This window comes from Christiangramia oceanisediminis (genome assembly GCF_022570735.2).
GTDB lineage: Bacteria > Bacteroidota > Bacteroidia > Flavobacteriales > Flavobacteriaceae > Christiangramia > Christiangramia oceanisediminis.
In genome coordinates this window covers 97,822-112,355 of record NZ_JANCNS010000002.1, presented here as the reverse complement: position 1 = coordinate 112,355, position 14,534 = coordinate 97,822, and the positions used below count along the sequence as shown (strand labels likewise).

General features: G+C 41.0%; 15 protein-coding genes. All 15 read right to left on the bottom strand.

Annotation, left to right across the window (positions count from 1 at the left end; translation table 11 throughout):
• Nucleotides 1-241: 241 nt before the first annotated feature.
• Nucleotides 242-1,765 carry a carbon-nitrogen hydrolase family protein gene (locus tag MKO06_RS07825; protein WP_241551621.1) on the bottom strand — a complete coding sequence of 508 codons (1,524 nt, stop codon included), beginning with the start codon at nt 1,763-1,765 and terminating at the stop codon, nt 242-244.
• A 59-nt stretch (nt 1,766-1,824) separates the two neighbouring features.
• A complete protein-coding gene (locus MKO06_RS07820; protein ID WP_241551620.1) occupies nt 1,825-2,457 on the bottom strand; it encodes a response regulator transcription factor in 633 nt (210 codons plus the stop codon).
• Complete coding sequence (locus tag MKO06_RS07815; RefSeq protein WP_241551619.1) at nt 2,432-3,238, bottom strand: sensor histidine kinase; 807 nt, start codon at nt 3,236-3,238, stop codon at nt 2,432-2,434. The genes MKO06_RS07820 and MKO06_RS07815 overlap by 26 nt, the downstream gene beginning before the upstream one ends.
• Nucleotides 3,239-3,275: 37 nt before the next feature.
• Nucleotides 3,276-4,004: a hypothetical protein gene (locus tag MKO06_RS07810; protein ID WP_241551618.1), complete on the bottom strand. Its 729-nt coding sequence runs from the start codon at nt 4,002-4,004 to the stop codon at nt 3,276-3,278.
• Nucleotides 4,005-4,023: 19 nt separating this feature from the next.
• Nucleotides 4,024-4,776 carry a hypothetical protein gene (locus MKO06_RS07805; RefSeq protein WP_241551617.1) on the bottom strand — a complete coding sequence of 251 codons (753 nt, stop codon included), beginning with the start codon at nt 4,774-4,776 and terminating at the stop codon, nt 4,024-4,026.
• Between the two features lie 40 nt (nt 4,777-4,816).
• Nucleotides 4,817-5,212 carry a hypothetical protein gene (locus MKO06_RS07800; protein WP_241551616.1) on the bottom strand — a complete coding sequence of 132 codons (396 nt, stop codon included), beginning with the start codon at nt 5,210-5,212 and terminating at the stop codon, nt 4,817-4,819.
• Between the two features lie 401 nt (nt 5,213-5,613).
• Entirely contained in the window at nt 5,614-6,216 is a 603-nt protein-coding gene (locus tag MKO06_RS07795) for a hypothetical protein (RefSeq protein WP_256946163.1), read from the bottom strand.
• 144 nt (nt 6,217-6,360) lie between these two features.
• Nucleotides 6,361-6,789: a hypothetical protein gene (locus MKO06_RS07790; RefSeq protein WP_241551614.1), complete on the bottom strand. Its 429-nt coding sequence runs from the start codon at nt 6,787-6,789 to the stop codon at nt 6,361-6,363.
• Between the two features lie 255 nt (nt 6,790-7,044).
• Nucleotides 7,045-7,923, bottom strand: coding sequence for a 5-oxoprolinase subunit C family protein (locus MKO06_RS07785; RefSeq protein WP_241551613.1), 879 nt, complete (start codon nt 7,921-7,923; stop codon nt 7,045-7,047).
• A complete protein-coding gene (pxpB, locus tag MKO06_RS07780) occupies nt 7,913-8,644 on the bottom strand; it encodes a 5-oxoprolinase subunit PxpB (RefSeq protein WP_241551612.1) in 732 nt (243 codons plus the stop codon). The genes MKO06_RS07785 and pxpB overlap by 11 nt, the downstream gene beginning before the upstream one ends.
• On the bottom strand, nt 8,644-9,384 hold the full coding sequence (gene pxpA, locus MKO06_RS07775; RefSeq protein ID WP_241551611.1) for a 5-oxoprolinase subunit PxpA: 741 nt from the start codon (nt 9,382-9,384) through the stop codon (nt 8,644-8,646). The genes pxpB and pxpA overlap by 1 nt, the downstream gene beginning before the upstream one ends.
• Entirely contained in the window at nt 9,385-10,605 is a 1,221-nt protein-coding gene (locus MKO06_RS07770) for an Nramp family divalent metal transporter (protein ID WP_241551610.1), read from the bottom strand.
• Entirely contained in the window at nt 10,602-11,759 is a 1,158-nt protein-coding gene (locus MKO06_RS07765) for a DUF2891 domain-containing protein (protein WP_241551609.1), read from the bottom strand. Before MKO06_RS07765 ends, MKO06_RS07770 begins: the two co-directional genes overlap by 4 nt.
• Before the next feature lie 112 nt (nt 11,760-11,871).
• The gene (locus tag MKO06_RS07760) at nt 11,872-13,410 is read right to left on the bottom strand and encodes a YifB family Mg chelatase-like AAA ATPase (RefSeq protein WP_241551608.1); all 1,539 of its coding nucleotides are present in this window, start codon (nt 13,408-13,410) and stop codon (nt 11,872-11,874) included.
• A 223-nt stretch (nt 13,411-13,633) separates the two neighbouring features.
• Entirely contained in the window at nt 13,634-14,497 is an 864-nt protein-coding gene (locus MKO06_RS07755) for a BadF/BadG/BcrA/BcrD ATPase family protein (RefSeq protein WP_241551607.1), read from the bottom strand.
• Nucleotides 14,498-14,534: the final 37 nt, after the last annotated feature.

Sequence of the window (14,534 nt, the reverse complement as noted above, 5' to 3'; positions counted from 1 at the left end):
AACTTATTTCAGAATCTCATATCCCTTACCTATTTTAAATATCTAAGACCCTGAAATGAATTCAGGGTGACGATTCAGTTGAAAAGTCAGGTCTCGACTCTTCTTCGACTACGCTCAGGACAAGCTGCTCGACCTGACATCTACAATTAACAGATTCGCATTAAAAATGGCTTCGACAAGCTCAGCCTGACATTCTGAAAAAACGTTCAGGATACAGGTCTCGACTTCGCTCGACCTGACACTACTTTTTCTTTTTTAAGGAATAAAGATCCTTTCTACGGTCTTTCATATTTCGAACGCTTCCGAAGTTATGTAGTTCTTTTAGAAGATCGAGGTCAACGTCAACCAGAAGGGTGCTTTCGGTATTCGGAGTGGCCTCAGCCTTAATTCCGTTTACCGGGAAAGCAAAGTCAGATGGGGTTAAAACGGCACTCTGAGAATATTGGATATCCATATTATCAACTTTCGGAAGGTTACCTACAGAACCGGCCATAGCCACATAACATTCATTTTCCACCGCCCTGGCCTGGGCGCAAATTTTCACACGAGAGTAACCATTCTGAGTATCGGTCATAAATGGAACGAAAAGTATATTCATCCCTTCTTCGGCCAATAACCTGGATACTTCGGGGAATTCCACATCATAACAAATAAGTACGCCAATCTTGCCGCAATCGGTATCAAAAGTTTCCAGTTTATTTCCACCTTTCATCCCCCAGGCAGTCTCTTCGGCAGGTGTAATATGAAGCTTTTCATAGCGCTCGTAACTACCGTCCCTTCGGCATAAAAAGCCTACATTAAACATATGCTCCCCAATAGCCTGGGGCATACTTCCGGTAATGATGTTGATATTATAATTAATTGCAAACTCTCTGAATGTTTCGAGCAATCTATCGGTATAACTGGAAAGCCCTCGAATGGCTTCGGGTTCCGACAGGTGATTGAACTGGGCCATAAGCGGCGCATTGAACAATTCCGGGAACAGGATAAAATCGCTTTGATAATTGCTTACCGCATCCACAAAAAATTCGATCTGAGAGACCAGGGCTTCATAGTCCTTGAACAGTCGCATCTGCCACTGCACCAGGCCAAGCCGCACTACGGTCTTCTTGGTATTAACCAGCTTCTCCGGCTTGGAATAGTAAATATTATTCCACTCCATAAGGGTAGCAAATTCCTTGCTTCTTTCGTCGCCGGGCAGATATCCCTTGATGACCTTTTTTACATGGAAATCGTTGGAAAGCTGGAACGACAATACGGGATCATGTATCTCCTGCAGCTTTACCTTTTCGATATATTTTTTGGGCGTAAGCTCATTCGAAAATTTCGAATAATTCGGAATTCTACCCCCAAAGATGATCGATTTCAAATTCAGGTGTTCACAAAGTTCCTTCCGGGCTTCATATAAACGCCTTCCCAGTCGCATTCCGCGGTAATCGGGATGAATAAAAACGTCTATCCCGTAGAGGACATTTCCGTTCTTGGTATGAGTGGGAAAATTTTCACCGCCCAGGATCTCATCATAGGTATGGTTATCATCAAATTTATCATAATCCACAATTATGGAAAGTGCACAACCGGCAATCTTATTGTCGATGGCGATACATAGCTGACCCTCCGGGAATTTATTGATCAGGGTCCTGATCTCTCCTTTGGTCCAGTATTCATGTGGCATCTCATGATAACTTTTAATCATGGAAACCTTCAGTTCTTCATAGTCCTTCACCCTAAGGTTACGGAGCTCGATTTTAGCAGAGTCTAACACAGTTTGCGTTCAATTAATGCGCCGGAGCGATCCGGCATTAAAAATAAATTATTCGGAAATTAAATTTTGAAGATACCTTCCTTGATGGCGAACATTACCAGGCCTACCCGGCTTTTAACCTGAAGTTTACTAAACAGGCTCTCGCGGTAATTATCCACGGTCTTCGGACTTAAATGCATCTCCTCGGCGACCTGTTTATAGGTGAGTTCGCTGCAGGCATGGGTTAGGAACTCCATTTCCCTATCGGTTAGTTCTTCATATTTCTTCTTTCGTTCCTCATGGCTTAAAGCATCTGAAATGGTCTTATTGGAATAATAGCCATTTCGGTCTATGGCATTAAGGGCATGTTCAAATTCTTCGGGTTCGATGTCTTTCAGCAAATATCCACGGCAACCAAGTCGCAACATCTTAATAATCGTCTCATCTTCCTGGTCTACCGTAAGAGTAAGAACCTTTTGATCTGGCCTGTTTTCCTTTAGCCAGGCCATGGTGCTCATTCCATCCATTACCGGCATTCGCATGTCCAGCAGTAAGATATCCGGACCTTCGTTCCCGGCCTCCAGGTATTTGACCAGCTCTTCCCCGTTCTTAAAAGTTTTCACCACTTCAAAACCCGAAAATGAATTCACCAGGATCTGCAGGGATTGAGCGAAAAGCTTATGATCGTCAACGATTATGATCGTTTTGTTCATTTGTTCGTGTCTTGGTTGGATATCGTAAAGATAGCGAAGTTCCTTTTCCTACCGAAGAATCGAGATGAAATTCGGTATCGATGATCTCTGCACGGCTTTTCATGTTCAGCAATCCTGAGCCGGTTTCCTGTTGGGAAATATCAAATCCCTTTCCATTATCTGAAGCACTTATTCGCAATTCTTCAGGCCGGTAATCGAATTCCACATCCAGCCGGGAGGCATCGGCATATTTGATCACATTGGAAAAGAATTCCTGAAGTATACGAAACAAGATCACCGTGTCCTCGGTTTTTATCTTATGAGGTTCGCCTTTTACCCGGAGTTCAGCTTCCAGTACACCGAGGCGATTAAAACGTTCAATCTCATTTTCGACGGAACCTTCCAGGCCTTTCTGGTCTACTACCTCGTTGTTCAGGGAGCGCGAAAGTGCACGTACTTCGGTAAGGGAATCACTTACCATATTTTTCACTTCGGCAAAGGCCTTTTGATTCTCCTCCACCACCGATTTGGATAAAAGATTGATCTGCATTTTAGCAATTGCCAGCAACTGGCCAATATTATCGTGCAGTTCCCAACTCACATTTTTGAGAGTAGCTTCCTGTATCTCTAATCTTGCATTGGATAGCTCGGCCCTGAATTTCTGTTCTGCCTCGAAATTTTCTTTAAGCAGCTTGTTCTTCCGCTTTTGATAGGTAATAAAGAAAAGCACCGTGAATCCTGCTAGAAACAGGATCACCAGGATGAAGTAGACGATAAGCAGGATCTCTTCCTTCCGAAGCATATTTTTGGCCGATTAGTATAACAAGTATACGTAAAATTTAAGTTTTTAACGGGCTCGGTTCCTTACTCAACCGGTAATCGGCATAGAACCCGAGAATATATATAGAATACATGAAAATATTCATATAGCGCAGAATTTCAATATCAAGGTTTCGGAAAGCCTCATTGTCCAGATTATTGTATTTACTATAAATATCCAGTGGCGTCTTTAACAAGGTCCATAAGACAATAGCAACCGAAATAAAAAATTTTACATCGCTATAGAAATTGATAATCTTATTTGACTTAAGTATCTCGAAATACCAGAAACATACACTTAGGAATATGAAAAAGGTCTGCAAGGCACTTACATAAGAATCGGTATAGGAAAAGAAAATACCGGCGCTAGCCAACCGTACGACACTAATAATAAGAACTGCTGCCAGTCCATAATATAAAATTTTGCGTTGTGTCTTGCTGGATAGGCTTCTAATGAAAATCTGCGAAAAGCATATGGTATTGATGACCAGATTTAGATTACCATACCAATTATTGGTACGAAACACTGAATCTTCATAAAAACTCAGGGACTCGTAATCGGTAAGCCATGCATAAATGGGTAACAACGCGTAATATTCAATAAAGACGATATAACACAAATAATATATAAAAATCTTTACCTGAGGTTCTACGAAGACTGACTTCCGAAGATAGATAAGTCCGGCTATCGCCGCCAGCAATTCAAATATAAGGTGATAGAATTTTTCTTCTATTAAAAATTCAAGCATCTAAAGATTTATTTCTTAACTACTTACTGCTAATTTCAACCGAAGTTATTGATTTTTTCTTCGACCGATATTCCATGTAAAATCCTAAAATACAGGTACCGTAGAGCAAAATATTTGCATACCGAAGTACAGTTGCAAAAACTTCAATAAAAAGTTCATTTTCTTCAATAAAATGATTGACAAAAATCTCTATTGGTGGTATAACCAGGTACCAAATAAGCACCCCGGCAAAGACATAATTGAACAAATTCCTGGAAAACCCAGTTATGTATCTACTTACCAGCATATCATAGAAATAGAGAAAAACACAAACGACAATTAGAAAGGTACCCGCTATAATAGTGCTTATAATGTAAGTGGTAAAAAACTGGCCACTGAAAACCATATTATATACAGCGTAGATTATAAATAGGATCGTGCCCCATTTTATAAAATTTCTTAGGTAAGCTTCTCTTACCAGGTAATAAAGTAAATAACAATACACAATGATCCGATAAACTTTTGCCAGGTTATACCACCAGAAACTTCTGGTAAAAAGCGAATCTTTTAAGAAAGGAAAGGTTTGGTAATCGTCAAAATAGGCCCAGATCGAATAACCTCCTAATATATCAATAATAAAAACAGACCATAAGAACCATACAAATTGTTTTCTCAGCTTTCCGAAGCTTTGAGCCTTAATAAGATAAAGACTGCCCGCCAGGGCAGCCAGAAATTCCATTAAAAGGCTAACATATACTTTTCTTTCTACTAGGAAATCAAGATAATCCTGCATTTAAAAACTTAATTTTATGATCTAAATAAGTTATAAGTTTTTAATAAATACCGGGAGGCCATACACCCTGTCCGTCGTTATAGGGATCTATGTCTTCATTTTCTTCAAAATCATTTTCATCTTCGGTATAGGTTCCGGTAGCTTTCTTTTTGGTAGGAGATAAGAAAACAGTGCTATAGCCTCTTTTCTTTTTCGGAACTTTTTCATCATCTTTTGGATAGGAACCTAACCAAATGGATATACCAGCTCCTTCTGTATCTTCAGAATTTTCCTTTACATAGGCAATATATTCTTCCAGCTCGGCAATACTGAAATTCACCGCACAAACATCTTCATGTTTAATAGCTCCTTTAATTGCTTCACCACGCGAGTTCCACCAGGTTTTTGAAAGATTCCCTGCCTCTGATCTTGAAATACACTTTTTTGGTTTTTCCATAATTGAAATAATAGGTTGGTAATTGGTTTGTTAAAAATATAATTTTCAAACAATAATTTCATATCAAAAGTCAAAAGGGGGAAAAATCCCCTTGTCCGGCTTTAGTACACAACCTACATTTGGTATAGTCATTTTAGTAAAGCTAAAGTGTTTTGGGGCAAAAAAGTGCTTTTGAGGTTATGTTATAGTTCTGAGTAGGGTCTTTACTATAATTTAGTACCGAGAAAGCACTTTTTTATTTATAAGCACCTTTCATTTATTCTTTGCTTCTCTTTTTTATATCCATAAAATTCTGAAAATTCACGACTGAAAATCAGCATGAAAACGTGCTAAGCCCAAATGATTCCCTTTTTAGATTGAGAATTGGAATATTGTAACTGATCCTTATTCCGGAAAAAGCCTTAAGCTTTTGCCGCTTTTTTCAGTTGGGAATTATATTGAATTTGTTTGATGAACCCGAAGATAATGATGGAATACAGCAAAATATTGGCCAGGTCCAGGACTATCCCATATACCTCTTCAAAGTTTTCACTTACTCTAATGTATCGCTGGAAAATAAAAAGCGGCGTTATAGCCAATTTATAGATCAATAATCCAAATGATACGTAGATCGCCAATTCCGATTTAAAATTTAAGATCCGATTGGTTTTTAATAATTCCAGGTAATAAATCGCAATTGCAAAACAGATCAGGAAGGCGCTTAAAACATAAGGAAATGGTGCTGTAGTTGTAAAGAAATAATCTGTAAGAAAATAACTTATTATTGAAACCAGTATATAAATGATCGTTGAAAATAAAATTAGTTTCCTCCAGAAGTGCGAACCTAGCTGAAAGGCAAAATACGAAGTATAAGCCGTTGTTGTAATGAGCGATGCGATGTTCGCAATCCACCAGTGCCCTTCAAACCTGGTTCCCTTTAAAAATTCTATGAATTTATAATCATATACATAACCGTACATGGCATATACAATCGCGAACAGATCAATGAAAAATAAGAAAATCAAGAAATAGACTAAAAATCTATTGGGTTTACTAACTTCATTCGATTGTTTGAGATAAATAATTCCAGCCAGGGCCGTTAAGAATTCCAAAACATAAGTTGGATAAAGGCGCTTTTCGATAAAGATCTCCCACACAATTCTTAGCTATTATATTTTGCTAGGCGGCCATTTAGTGCTTCCATCATTATAACCATCAATTGACTCGTTTAGTTCATAACTACTTCCGGATAAAGGTAATATTACATCGGTTTTACCTGATTCATTTTGAACAACCGCGTTTTCGCTCTCGGAAGTTTCTTTAGTCGCCATAAGGAAAATTGTGGAAAGACCATCTTGCTTACCTTTACTATCCTCAGCTCCAAACCATATACTTATTCCCGGATGCTCAACTCCCTGTTCTGCTGATAAATCCCTCACATAATTCAAATATTCCTGAAGTTCGTCTAAACTATACCATACTTCGCAGGAATCCTGATAATCTTCATTTTCTTCGAAAAACTTTCCCCTGGTGTCTCTCCATTTTTTTTGCAGTTTTCGTGCTTTGTCGATTGTAATACATTTGGCTGGTCGTTTCATAATTTTTCAATTTTAAGGCTAATTATCTGCCAATTAGTTAATTACTCTTAAAAGTACTAATAAAAATATATGAACTCATATTTAAGATTGAGAAAGGGGAATTTTCCCCTTGTTGGAAAAAAGACATAGAGATACATTTGAAATGTCATTTTAGATAAAGCTAAAGTGTTTTGGGGCAAAAAAGTGCTGACCAAGGTTACGTTATAGTTCTGAGTAGGGTCTTTTCTATAACTTTAATACCTAGGAGGCACTTTTTTATTTTGCCCCATTATGGGTATAGTTGATATTCTTTAAACTAATCCTTTCTCCAGGCATCTTCTGCGCAAGCGCCTGTATTCCCGTTTCAGATAATTGAAGTATCCTGGGATATCCTCCTGTAGTCTGGCAATCGCGCATCAAGATAATCATTTTACCTGAAGGAGTAAGCTGAATAGTTCCAGGCAAAACCGGTCCCGTAGTAATTGGTTCAAGTTCATTTTGCAGGGTTTCCTTTAACTGCACCGCCATACGATTGCTGGAGTCTTCTATACCAAAATCAGCATTGAATAGCCGGGTTCGATGAGTTTGAGGAAGCAGTTCGAATTCGGGTCCCGGGTATACTTCTATTTCTCCATCTTCTAGATAATCCATATCGATCCGGATGGATGAATGCGTATCAATTTCTGATACCTGTTCTGCCGAATAGGCCAGCCTCATTCCTTTTTTTAACCTGAATTCTGAAGTAATACCTTCATACCAGCTCTGGCTACCCATAACTTCCCCGGTATCAAAACCGCCTTCTATTGCGAGGTAAGACCGAAAGCCTCGTTTCCTCCGGCCAAATTTTAGCTCATCCCCTTCCTTAACCTGAATTGGTTCGAAATTCTCTACAGGCTCATTATTTAATTGAGGTGAAAGATCTGCACCTGTGATACAGATCCTGGTTGGCGAATTGAATTTGAGTTGCGGTCCCTGGAAGGTCATTTCCATGACCGAAGCCTCCTGCAGGTTACCTAACAATAAATTCCCAATTCGCATCGCGTATCTATCCATCACTCCAGACTGCGGTACTCCATATTTCTGAAAACCGAATCTGCCAAGGTCCTGGATACTCGAAAATAATCCCGGTTGTAAAACTTCCATTTCAGCCTTCATGCTTTTCAAATTTTAGGGAGTAATTTCCAGATTTCATGTCTTCCTCAATCTCGTAAAATTCATCTTTTGAAACCGAAAAGAATTTGATCTTATCACCTGCTGAAAACGGACTCGGAATTGCTTTGTTCTTATCGAATAATTCCACCGGAGAACGGCCAATAATTTGCCATCCTCCCGGGCTCGATTTTGGGTAAATTCCGGTTTGGTTTTCGCCTATCCCAACGGCTCCTTTTTCAACCGATTTTCGGGGTGTGTTTTTTCGCGAAATTTTAAGCTTTTCATCCAGTCCTCCCAGGTATAAAAATCCGGGTAAAAAACCGGTGAAATAGATGAGGTATTCCGGCGCAGTATGAAGCTCAATAATTTGCTTTAGACTTAAATTATTTTCTTCAGAAATATGTTCTAGATCCAATCCAAATTCAGGGTCATAACACACGGGAATCGAGAAGGTTTTATAGTTGGTCTTTTTTGTTATATTAGCCCCGGAAATAAGCTGTTCTAACCTCGAAACCTCACCATAGACATCTTCTATAGTGAATACATAACTAATTAATAACGAGTCGTATGTGTTTGTTACTTCAAGTTTTTGTTTAGACTCCGCATTCTGAATGATTTCTTTATAAAAAAGTAGTTTATGAAGAAGATCTTCACCCACTTTTTCATCGAATTTGATCAGGATCCCCCGATCTCCCAGCGGTGATATTTTTGGATTTTCTGCCATCAGGAATTCTTTACTCCTATTCCTTTTTCTGCGAATTTTTTATGAAGATAATGCAGGATTTCTGCCGAAGATGGCGTGTCGCTATGCAAACAAAAAGTATCGGCTTTTGCCTCGATTTCTGCTCCCGAGATCGTCCTTATTTTTTTATCATTATACATCCTGAAAACATGCTCAAAAACAGCTTCTTTTTCGGTGATCAAAGCATTATTTTCCTGACGGGAAACCAGGCTGAAATCCGGGTTATAATTCCGGTCTGCGAAGGCTTCAAAATACAGGTCGAATTTACCATAGGCGAGTTCCGAAATTTTTGAATTCAGAGGCACAAAAAGTTTAAAATCGGCATCCAGATCTTCGAGACATTTTATGATATTTTCAGCGATCCTTTCATCTTTTGCTGCATCGTTGTAAAGTGCTCCATGCAACTTTACATGACTCAGTTTTCCACCTTCCGATTCGGCGATCTGTTTCAAACTTAAAACCTGACCTTCGATAGAAAGCCGAAGGTCCTCCTCGTCCATTTCCACATGTTTCCTTCCGAAATTCTCCCTGTCTGGATAAGAAGGATGCGCTCCTATTTCCACATCATGTTCCATGGCTAACCTGACCGTTCGATGCATGCTCTCCAGGTTTCCGGCGTGTCCTCCACATGCAATATTGCATGCAGAAACCAGAGGCATCAGTTTTTCGTCGAACTGTCCGCCCTCGCCCAGGTCACAGTTAATATGTATTGTCTTTTCCATCTATAGATTCTGAATTACACTAAAAATTGACTTCAGCCCCAAGAAGACCGCCAGTGCGATCACGATCGATCCCACCAGGTTTTGCATCAGGTTGTTCTTATGCTTACCCATCACCGAAGCCTGATTAACTATCCAAAATAAGAAAATTGCAATGATTGGCAGCATAAGTCCGTTAGCAATTTGAGCAAATTGGATGATCTCAACAGGTTTAATACCCAGGGAAGAGAAGATCACTCCAAGGATAATGATCAACATCCAGACAAGCCTGAAACGTTTGGATTGCATGCCTCCCTTCCAACCAAGGCAACCCTTTACCACATAGGCGGCCGCAAGCGGAGCAGTAATGGAAGAGGTGATCCCGGCAGCCAGTAATCCGATCGCCAGGAATATCGTAGCTGAACTGCCAAACAATGGCTCCAGGCCAACGGCAAGGTCGGCTGCGCTTTCTATGTTCGATATATTAGAGGCAGCGGCACAGATGACTATAGCCATGGAAACCGTTCCTCCCAGGAAAAGGGAAAATACCAGTTCCTTTCTTACCGCTCCAAGATACTTGTCCCCGCTCCATTTTTCACTTACCAGAGAAGCATGAAGAAACAGGTTGTAGGGCACTACGGTAGTTCCCACCAACGCGATGATCGTTAAAAGACCTGCATCAAAAGATCCAGGAATAAAACCTTTGAAGACTTCTGTAAGATCTGGTCTCGTCAATATGGCGGTTACCAGGAACGAAATACTCATCAATAGTACCAGAACTATAAAAACCTTTTCAAGCTTCTTATAGCTTCCCAGGAATAGCAGTAAAAAGGCGATTCCGCCAATCAGTAAGCTCCACATGTTGATCTGAAGGCCGGCGATATTAAAAGTGACCGAGGAAAATACAGCTTCCATTCCCAGCACGGCTCCACTAATATTCCCGGCTTCATAGGCTGCATTTCCCAGAACTACCGCCGAGAATATCAAAATAAGCGTGATAATCCTGAAAATTGGATTTTTGACCTCATCCCTGATACAGTCGCTTAGACCTTTTCCGGAAACCAGCCCGAGCCGGGCCGACATTTCCTGCAGAATGATACAGGCAATCACTGAGATGAGAAGAGCCCACAGCAGCGAATATCCAAAAGTTACCCCTGCAAGACTGCAAACGGTAACCGTGCCAGGGCCAATAAAGGCTGCTGAAACGAGTAATCCTGGTCCAAGGTCTTTGAAAAACTGCCTCACTTGGCAGGCTTATTTCCCGCCTGTTGCAGTGCATAGATCGCAAAGGTTCCCAGCCAGTGCCCGCCTTCATAACTATCCCCCACCACATTTGGAAAAGAATGGGCTACATGCTCATTGGCTACCGACTTCAAATGTCCGAATTGCTCCGGATACTGATTGGCCAGGCTGTAAAAGATCCAGGCCCGGCTGAAGTTGAGCCCATCGAGATGCACAAGTTTCCCGTCAGTTCTATCTGAGACTTCACCAACCTCCAGAGAAAAGTCCTCATTCTTAAGTTGCGGCATAAAATCGTCTATCCACATGCTAAAGGCATTTTTTGGCAACACCCTGCGCATAATATCTACTTCAGCAAGACAGGGTGAAATAAAATCATAACCGCTAGGCTCCCATCCCATAGGGCAATCGTCATCCTGAAGGTAGAACTGTTGAGTTCGCTTTTTAATTGCTTCTTCGAATTCAGTTCTCCCAGATGTTACTGCATAGTCATAGGCAAAGCCAAGTCCAAAAGCTGTATTGGTATGCTCGCCCACCCGGATAGGATAATTAAGCTTAGGAAGAAATTCCATATATCGCTCAATGATGAGATTAGTAAGAGGCTTAAGATTTTCGGCCAGCTCCTGCCCTAACGGATCCTCCCACGTTTCCAACTCTTCAGCCAGTTTTAATAACCATGCCCATCCATAAGTGCGCTCGAAAGATGTGCTTTCCTTTCGATTGAAATATTCCAGCTCTCCCTGTATATTTTCCGCAGAAAGAGATTGTTTTAGAGCTTCTCTAATGGCCTCTTTCTTTTCCAGATCTGGAAATTGCTTGAGAAGACTCACCAGGGACCAGTGTGCATGAACTGAAGAATGCCAGTCAAAACACCCGTAAAATGCAGGATGCAGTTCGTGCGGCTCACCCATAGCTTCTTTATTTTCCAGGGTTTGCCCCAGTTTATTAGGATATTCGGTGTCAATGCAATTAAGTGGCAGCTCTGCCAGCTTATTTGCCTCGGCGAGCGTGAGCACTATTGGATCTACCTCCATAAAGCTTTTGGTAATATCTTCAGTAATACTATCGGTTTTAGGTTCTTTAGGTTGGTTATCCTGGGATTTATCACCTTTACAGGCAATGATCGCCAGGCAAAAAATTGCGGCAAATAGTCGTTTCATCTTTTTTAGTTGTTCCTGCGAATAAAATCCCAGGTTTATCAAGCTTAGGTTATTGGTATTTTCAAAAATATAAAAAAGCCTGAAAGGTTTAGTTAATTTAAACTCAAGATATTCAACCAAGCCAGCCTTCTCGGTCCAGGCTGCGATACTGAATGGCCTCACCCAGGTGATCACCCTGTATATCCTCGCTTTGAGCAAGATCTGCGATACTCCGGGCAACTTTAAGGATACGGTCATAGGCCCTGGCGGAAAGATTCAGCCTTTCCATGGCCGTTTTCAGCAGCTGTCTGGAAGCATCATCGAGCCGACAGAATTCCTTGATCTGCCTCGGCCCCATCTGGGCATTATAATGAATATGGCCAATTTCACTAAATCTTTGAGACTGGATATCCCTTGCCCTGATCACCCGTTCCCTGATTTGAAGACTGCTTTCGCCCTTGCGTTCTTCATTTAGCTTTTCAAACGGAACCGGCGTGACCTCGATATGTATATCAATTCTATCCAAAAGGGGACCGCTTATTTTACCTAAATATCGCTGAACCTCGATAGCAGAAGATCTCACCGGCGCTCCAGGTTCATTGAAATATCCGCTGGGACTAGGATTCATACTGGCCACCAGCATAAAACTGGAAGGATAGGTAACCGTGAACTTAGCCCTTGAAATGGTGACTTCGCGATCTTCTAGCGGCTGTCTCATCACCTCGAGCACACTGCGCTTGAATTCTGGCAATTCATCAAGAAATAACACACCGTTATGGGAGAGGGAAATCTCACCAGGCTGCGGATAAGCCCCGCCGCCAACCAATGCGACGTCTGATATCGTATGATGCGGACTTCGGAACGGACGTTGGGACATCAATCCAATGTTTTCTCTTATCCTTCCCGCCACGCTATGAATTTTGGTGGTTTCCAGGGCTTCCTGAAGGGTCATGGGAGGAAGAATGGAAGGCAAACGCTTGGCAAGCATGGTCTTCCCTGCCCCAGGCGGACCTATCAGGATGATATTATGACCTCCTGCTGCAGCGATCTCCATACAGCGTTTAATGGATTCCTGTCCCTTGACATCGGCAAAATCAAATTCCAGGTTATCCAGCTGACTAAAATAGTTTTCCCGTGTATTTATCTCAGTCCTTTCTAAAGCCTCATCTTCATTAAAGAATTTGATCACCTGGTTTATGTTATTAACCCCATACACTTCCAGGCCAGCGACGATCGCAGCTTCATTGGCATTCTGTTGCGGCAGGATGAAGCCCTTAAATCCATCTTTTTTTGCCTGTATGGCAATAGGTAGCGCTCCTTTAATAGATTGCAGACTTCCATCAAGGGATAATTCACCCATAATGATATAATCTGAAATACTTTCGGCCTTTATTTGTTTTGATGCCGCCAGAATACCCATTGCGAAAGTTAGGTCATAAGCCGAACCTTCCTTCCGAAGATCGGCAGGAGCCATATTGATAATGATCTTTTTTCCAGGAAGTTTAAAACCATTGTTCTGAAGTGCGGCTGCGATGCGGTAGCTCGATTCCTTTACGGCATTATCTGGCAGCCCAACCAGGTGGTACCCTATTCCATTAGTAATATCTACCTCAACAGTGATCACGGTAGCATCTACCCCGAAGACTGCGCTTCCAAAAACCTTAATAAGCATGCTGAAAATTTGAATGAATATAATTCATTTTTACTTAGCATGCTGTAAAACAACACATTCCAACGGGAAATAAATAAAAAAGATTCAGAAGCAAACGGATTAGACAGAAGCATTTAATTGACTAACGGTTTACTTCAAAGAGAGATTCAGAGACATTTCAGGGGATATCAAAAAAAAAAGGCCCGCATAAAGCGAGCCTTTGAAATCTTATGAGTACAAAATCTTATTCGGAAACTTTGATCACATGATTGCGGTAATATTCGATAAGCGCATCTATAGGTCTTCTTACAATGTTTCCAAGCTCAATATTATAAGGCTGCAACACAGCTTTAATGATATCTTCACTGAAAAACGCTATACTTCCAATAAAATGTACCGGAACCGAAGTCACCTGCGGATAGATCAATACCCTGGAATGAATGAAATCTGTGATCCCTTCATGCAGCAATTTGTAAAAATATCCATTACGTTCGTTCGTAAAAATAAATTCAGCGAAATGAGCCAGGTAGGTATTCGGGTTTTCCTTTCGATAGAGGTTCATTTTAATCGTATCTGAATTCAGATCGAACTTCTGCTCGAATTTTTCGGCTACTTCAGGAGGCATTCTTTTGTAATAATAGTCCCTGATAAGTCTTTTTCCGAAGTAATTACCACTGGCCTCATCCATAAGGATATAACCTAGTGAATCCACTGCCTGGGTTATCTTTTTCCCGTCAAAATAGCAACTATTGGAACCGGTACCCAGGATACAAACTATTCCAGGTTCGGTAGTAGCCGCATAGACAGCCGCTACGGTATCTTCCATTACCTGCACTTCATCAGCATTGGTAAAGTAATTCGCGATGATGCTACGAAGCAATTCCCTTGGCGTAGGTGTACCGCACCCGGCACCATAAAAATGAACTCTTTCTATAGAATCTTTAACTTCGGCCAGTTCAGGATTTTCGGCAAGCCTTTCTTCCAGCACTGCTTCCTGAAAAACTGCCGGGTTAAGACCTTTACTTCTGGTCTTAAATACCTGTTCACCTTCGTTATTTAGAAGAATCCAATCACATTTAGTGGAACCTCCGTCAGCGATTAAAATCATGTGTTATTTTAAGAATTAGAAAAAACCAAAGCCATTT

Excerpts from the sequence above, each read along its gene's own strand:
- MKO06_RS07820 (WP_241551620.1), bottom strand. The coding sequence starts at position 2,457 with ATGAACAAAACGATCATAATCGTTGACGATCATAAGCTTTTCGCTCAA.
- MKO06_RS07815 (WP_241551619.1), bottom strand. The coding sequence starts at position 3,238 with ATGCTTCGGAAGGAAGAGATCCTGCTTATCGTCTACTTCATCCTGGTG.
- MKO06_RS07810 (WP_241551618.1), bottom strand. The coding sequence starts at position 4,004 with ATGCTTGAATTTTTAATAGAAGAAAAATTCTATCACCTTATATTTGAA.
- MKO06_RS07805 (WP_241551617.1), bottom strand. The coding sequence starts at position 4,776 with ATGCAGGATTATCTTGATTTCCTAGTAGAAAGAAAAGTATATGTTAGC.
- MKO06_RS07800 (WP_241551616.1), bottom strand. The coding sequence starts at position 5,212 with ATGGAAAAACCAAAAAAGTGTATTTCAAGATCAGAGGCAGGGAATCTT.
- MKO06_RS07790 (WP_241551614.1), bottom strand. The coding sequence starts at position 6,789 with ATGAAACGACCAGCCAAATGTATTACAATCGACAAAGCACGAAAACTG.
- MKO06_RS07785 (WP_241551613.1), bottom strand. The coding sequence starts at position 7,923 with ATGAAGGCTGAAATGGAAGTTTTACAACCGGGATTATTTTCGAGTATC.
- pxpB (WP_241551612.1), bottom strand. The coding sequence starts at position 8,644 with ATGGCAGAAAATCCAAAAATATCACCGCTGGGAGATCGGGGGATCCTG.
- pxpA (WP_241551611.1), bottom strand. The coding sequence starts at position 9,384 with ATGGAAAAGACAATACATATTAACTGTGACCTGGGCGAGGGCGGACAG.
- MKO06_RS07765 (WP_241551609.1), bottom strand. The coding sequence starts at position 11,759 with ATGAAACGACTATTTGCCGCAATTTTTTGCCTGGCGATCATTGCCTGT.
- MKO06_RS07760 (WP_241551608.1), bottom strand. The coding sequence starts at position 13,410 with ATGCTTATTAAGGTTTTTGGAAGCGCAGTCTTCGGGGTAGATGCTACC.
- MKO06_RS07755 (WP_241551607.1), bottom strand. The coding sequence starts at position 14,497 with ATGATTTTAATCGCTGACGGAGGTTCCACTAAATGTGATTGGATTCTT.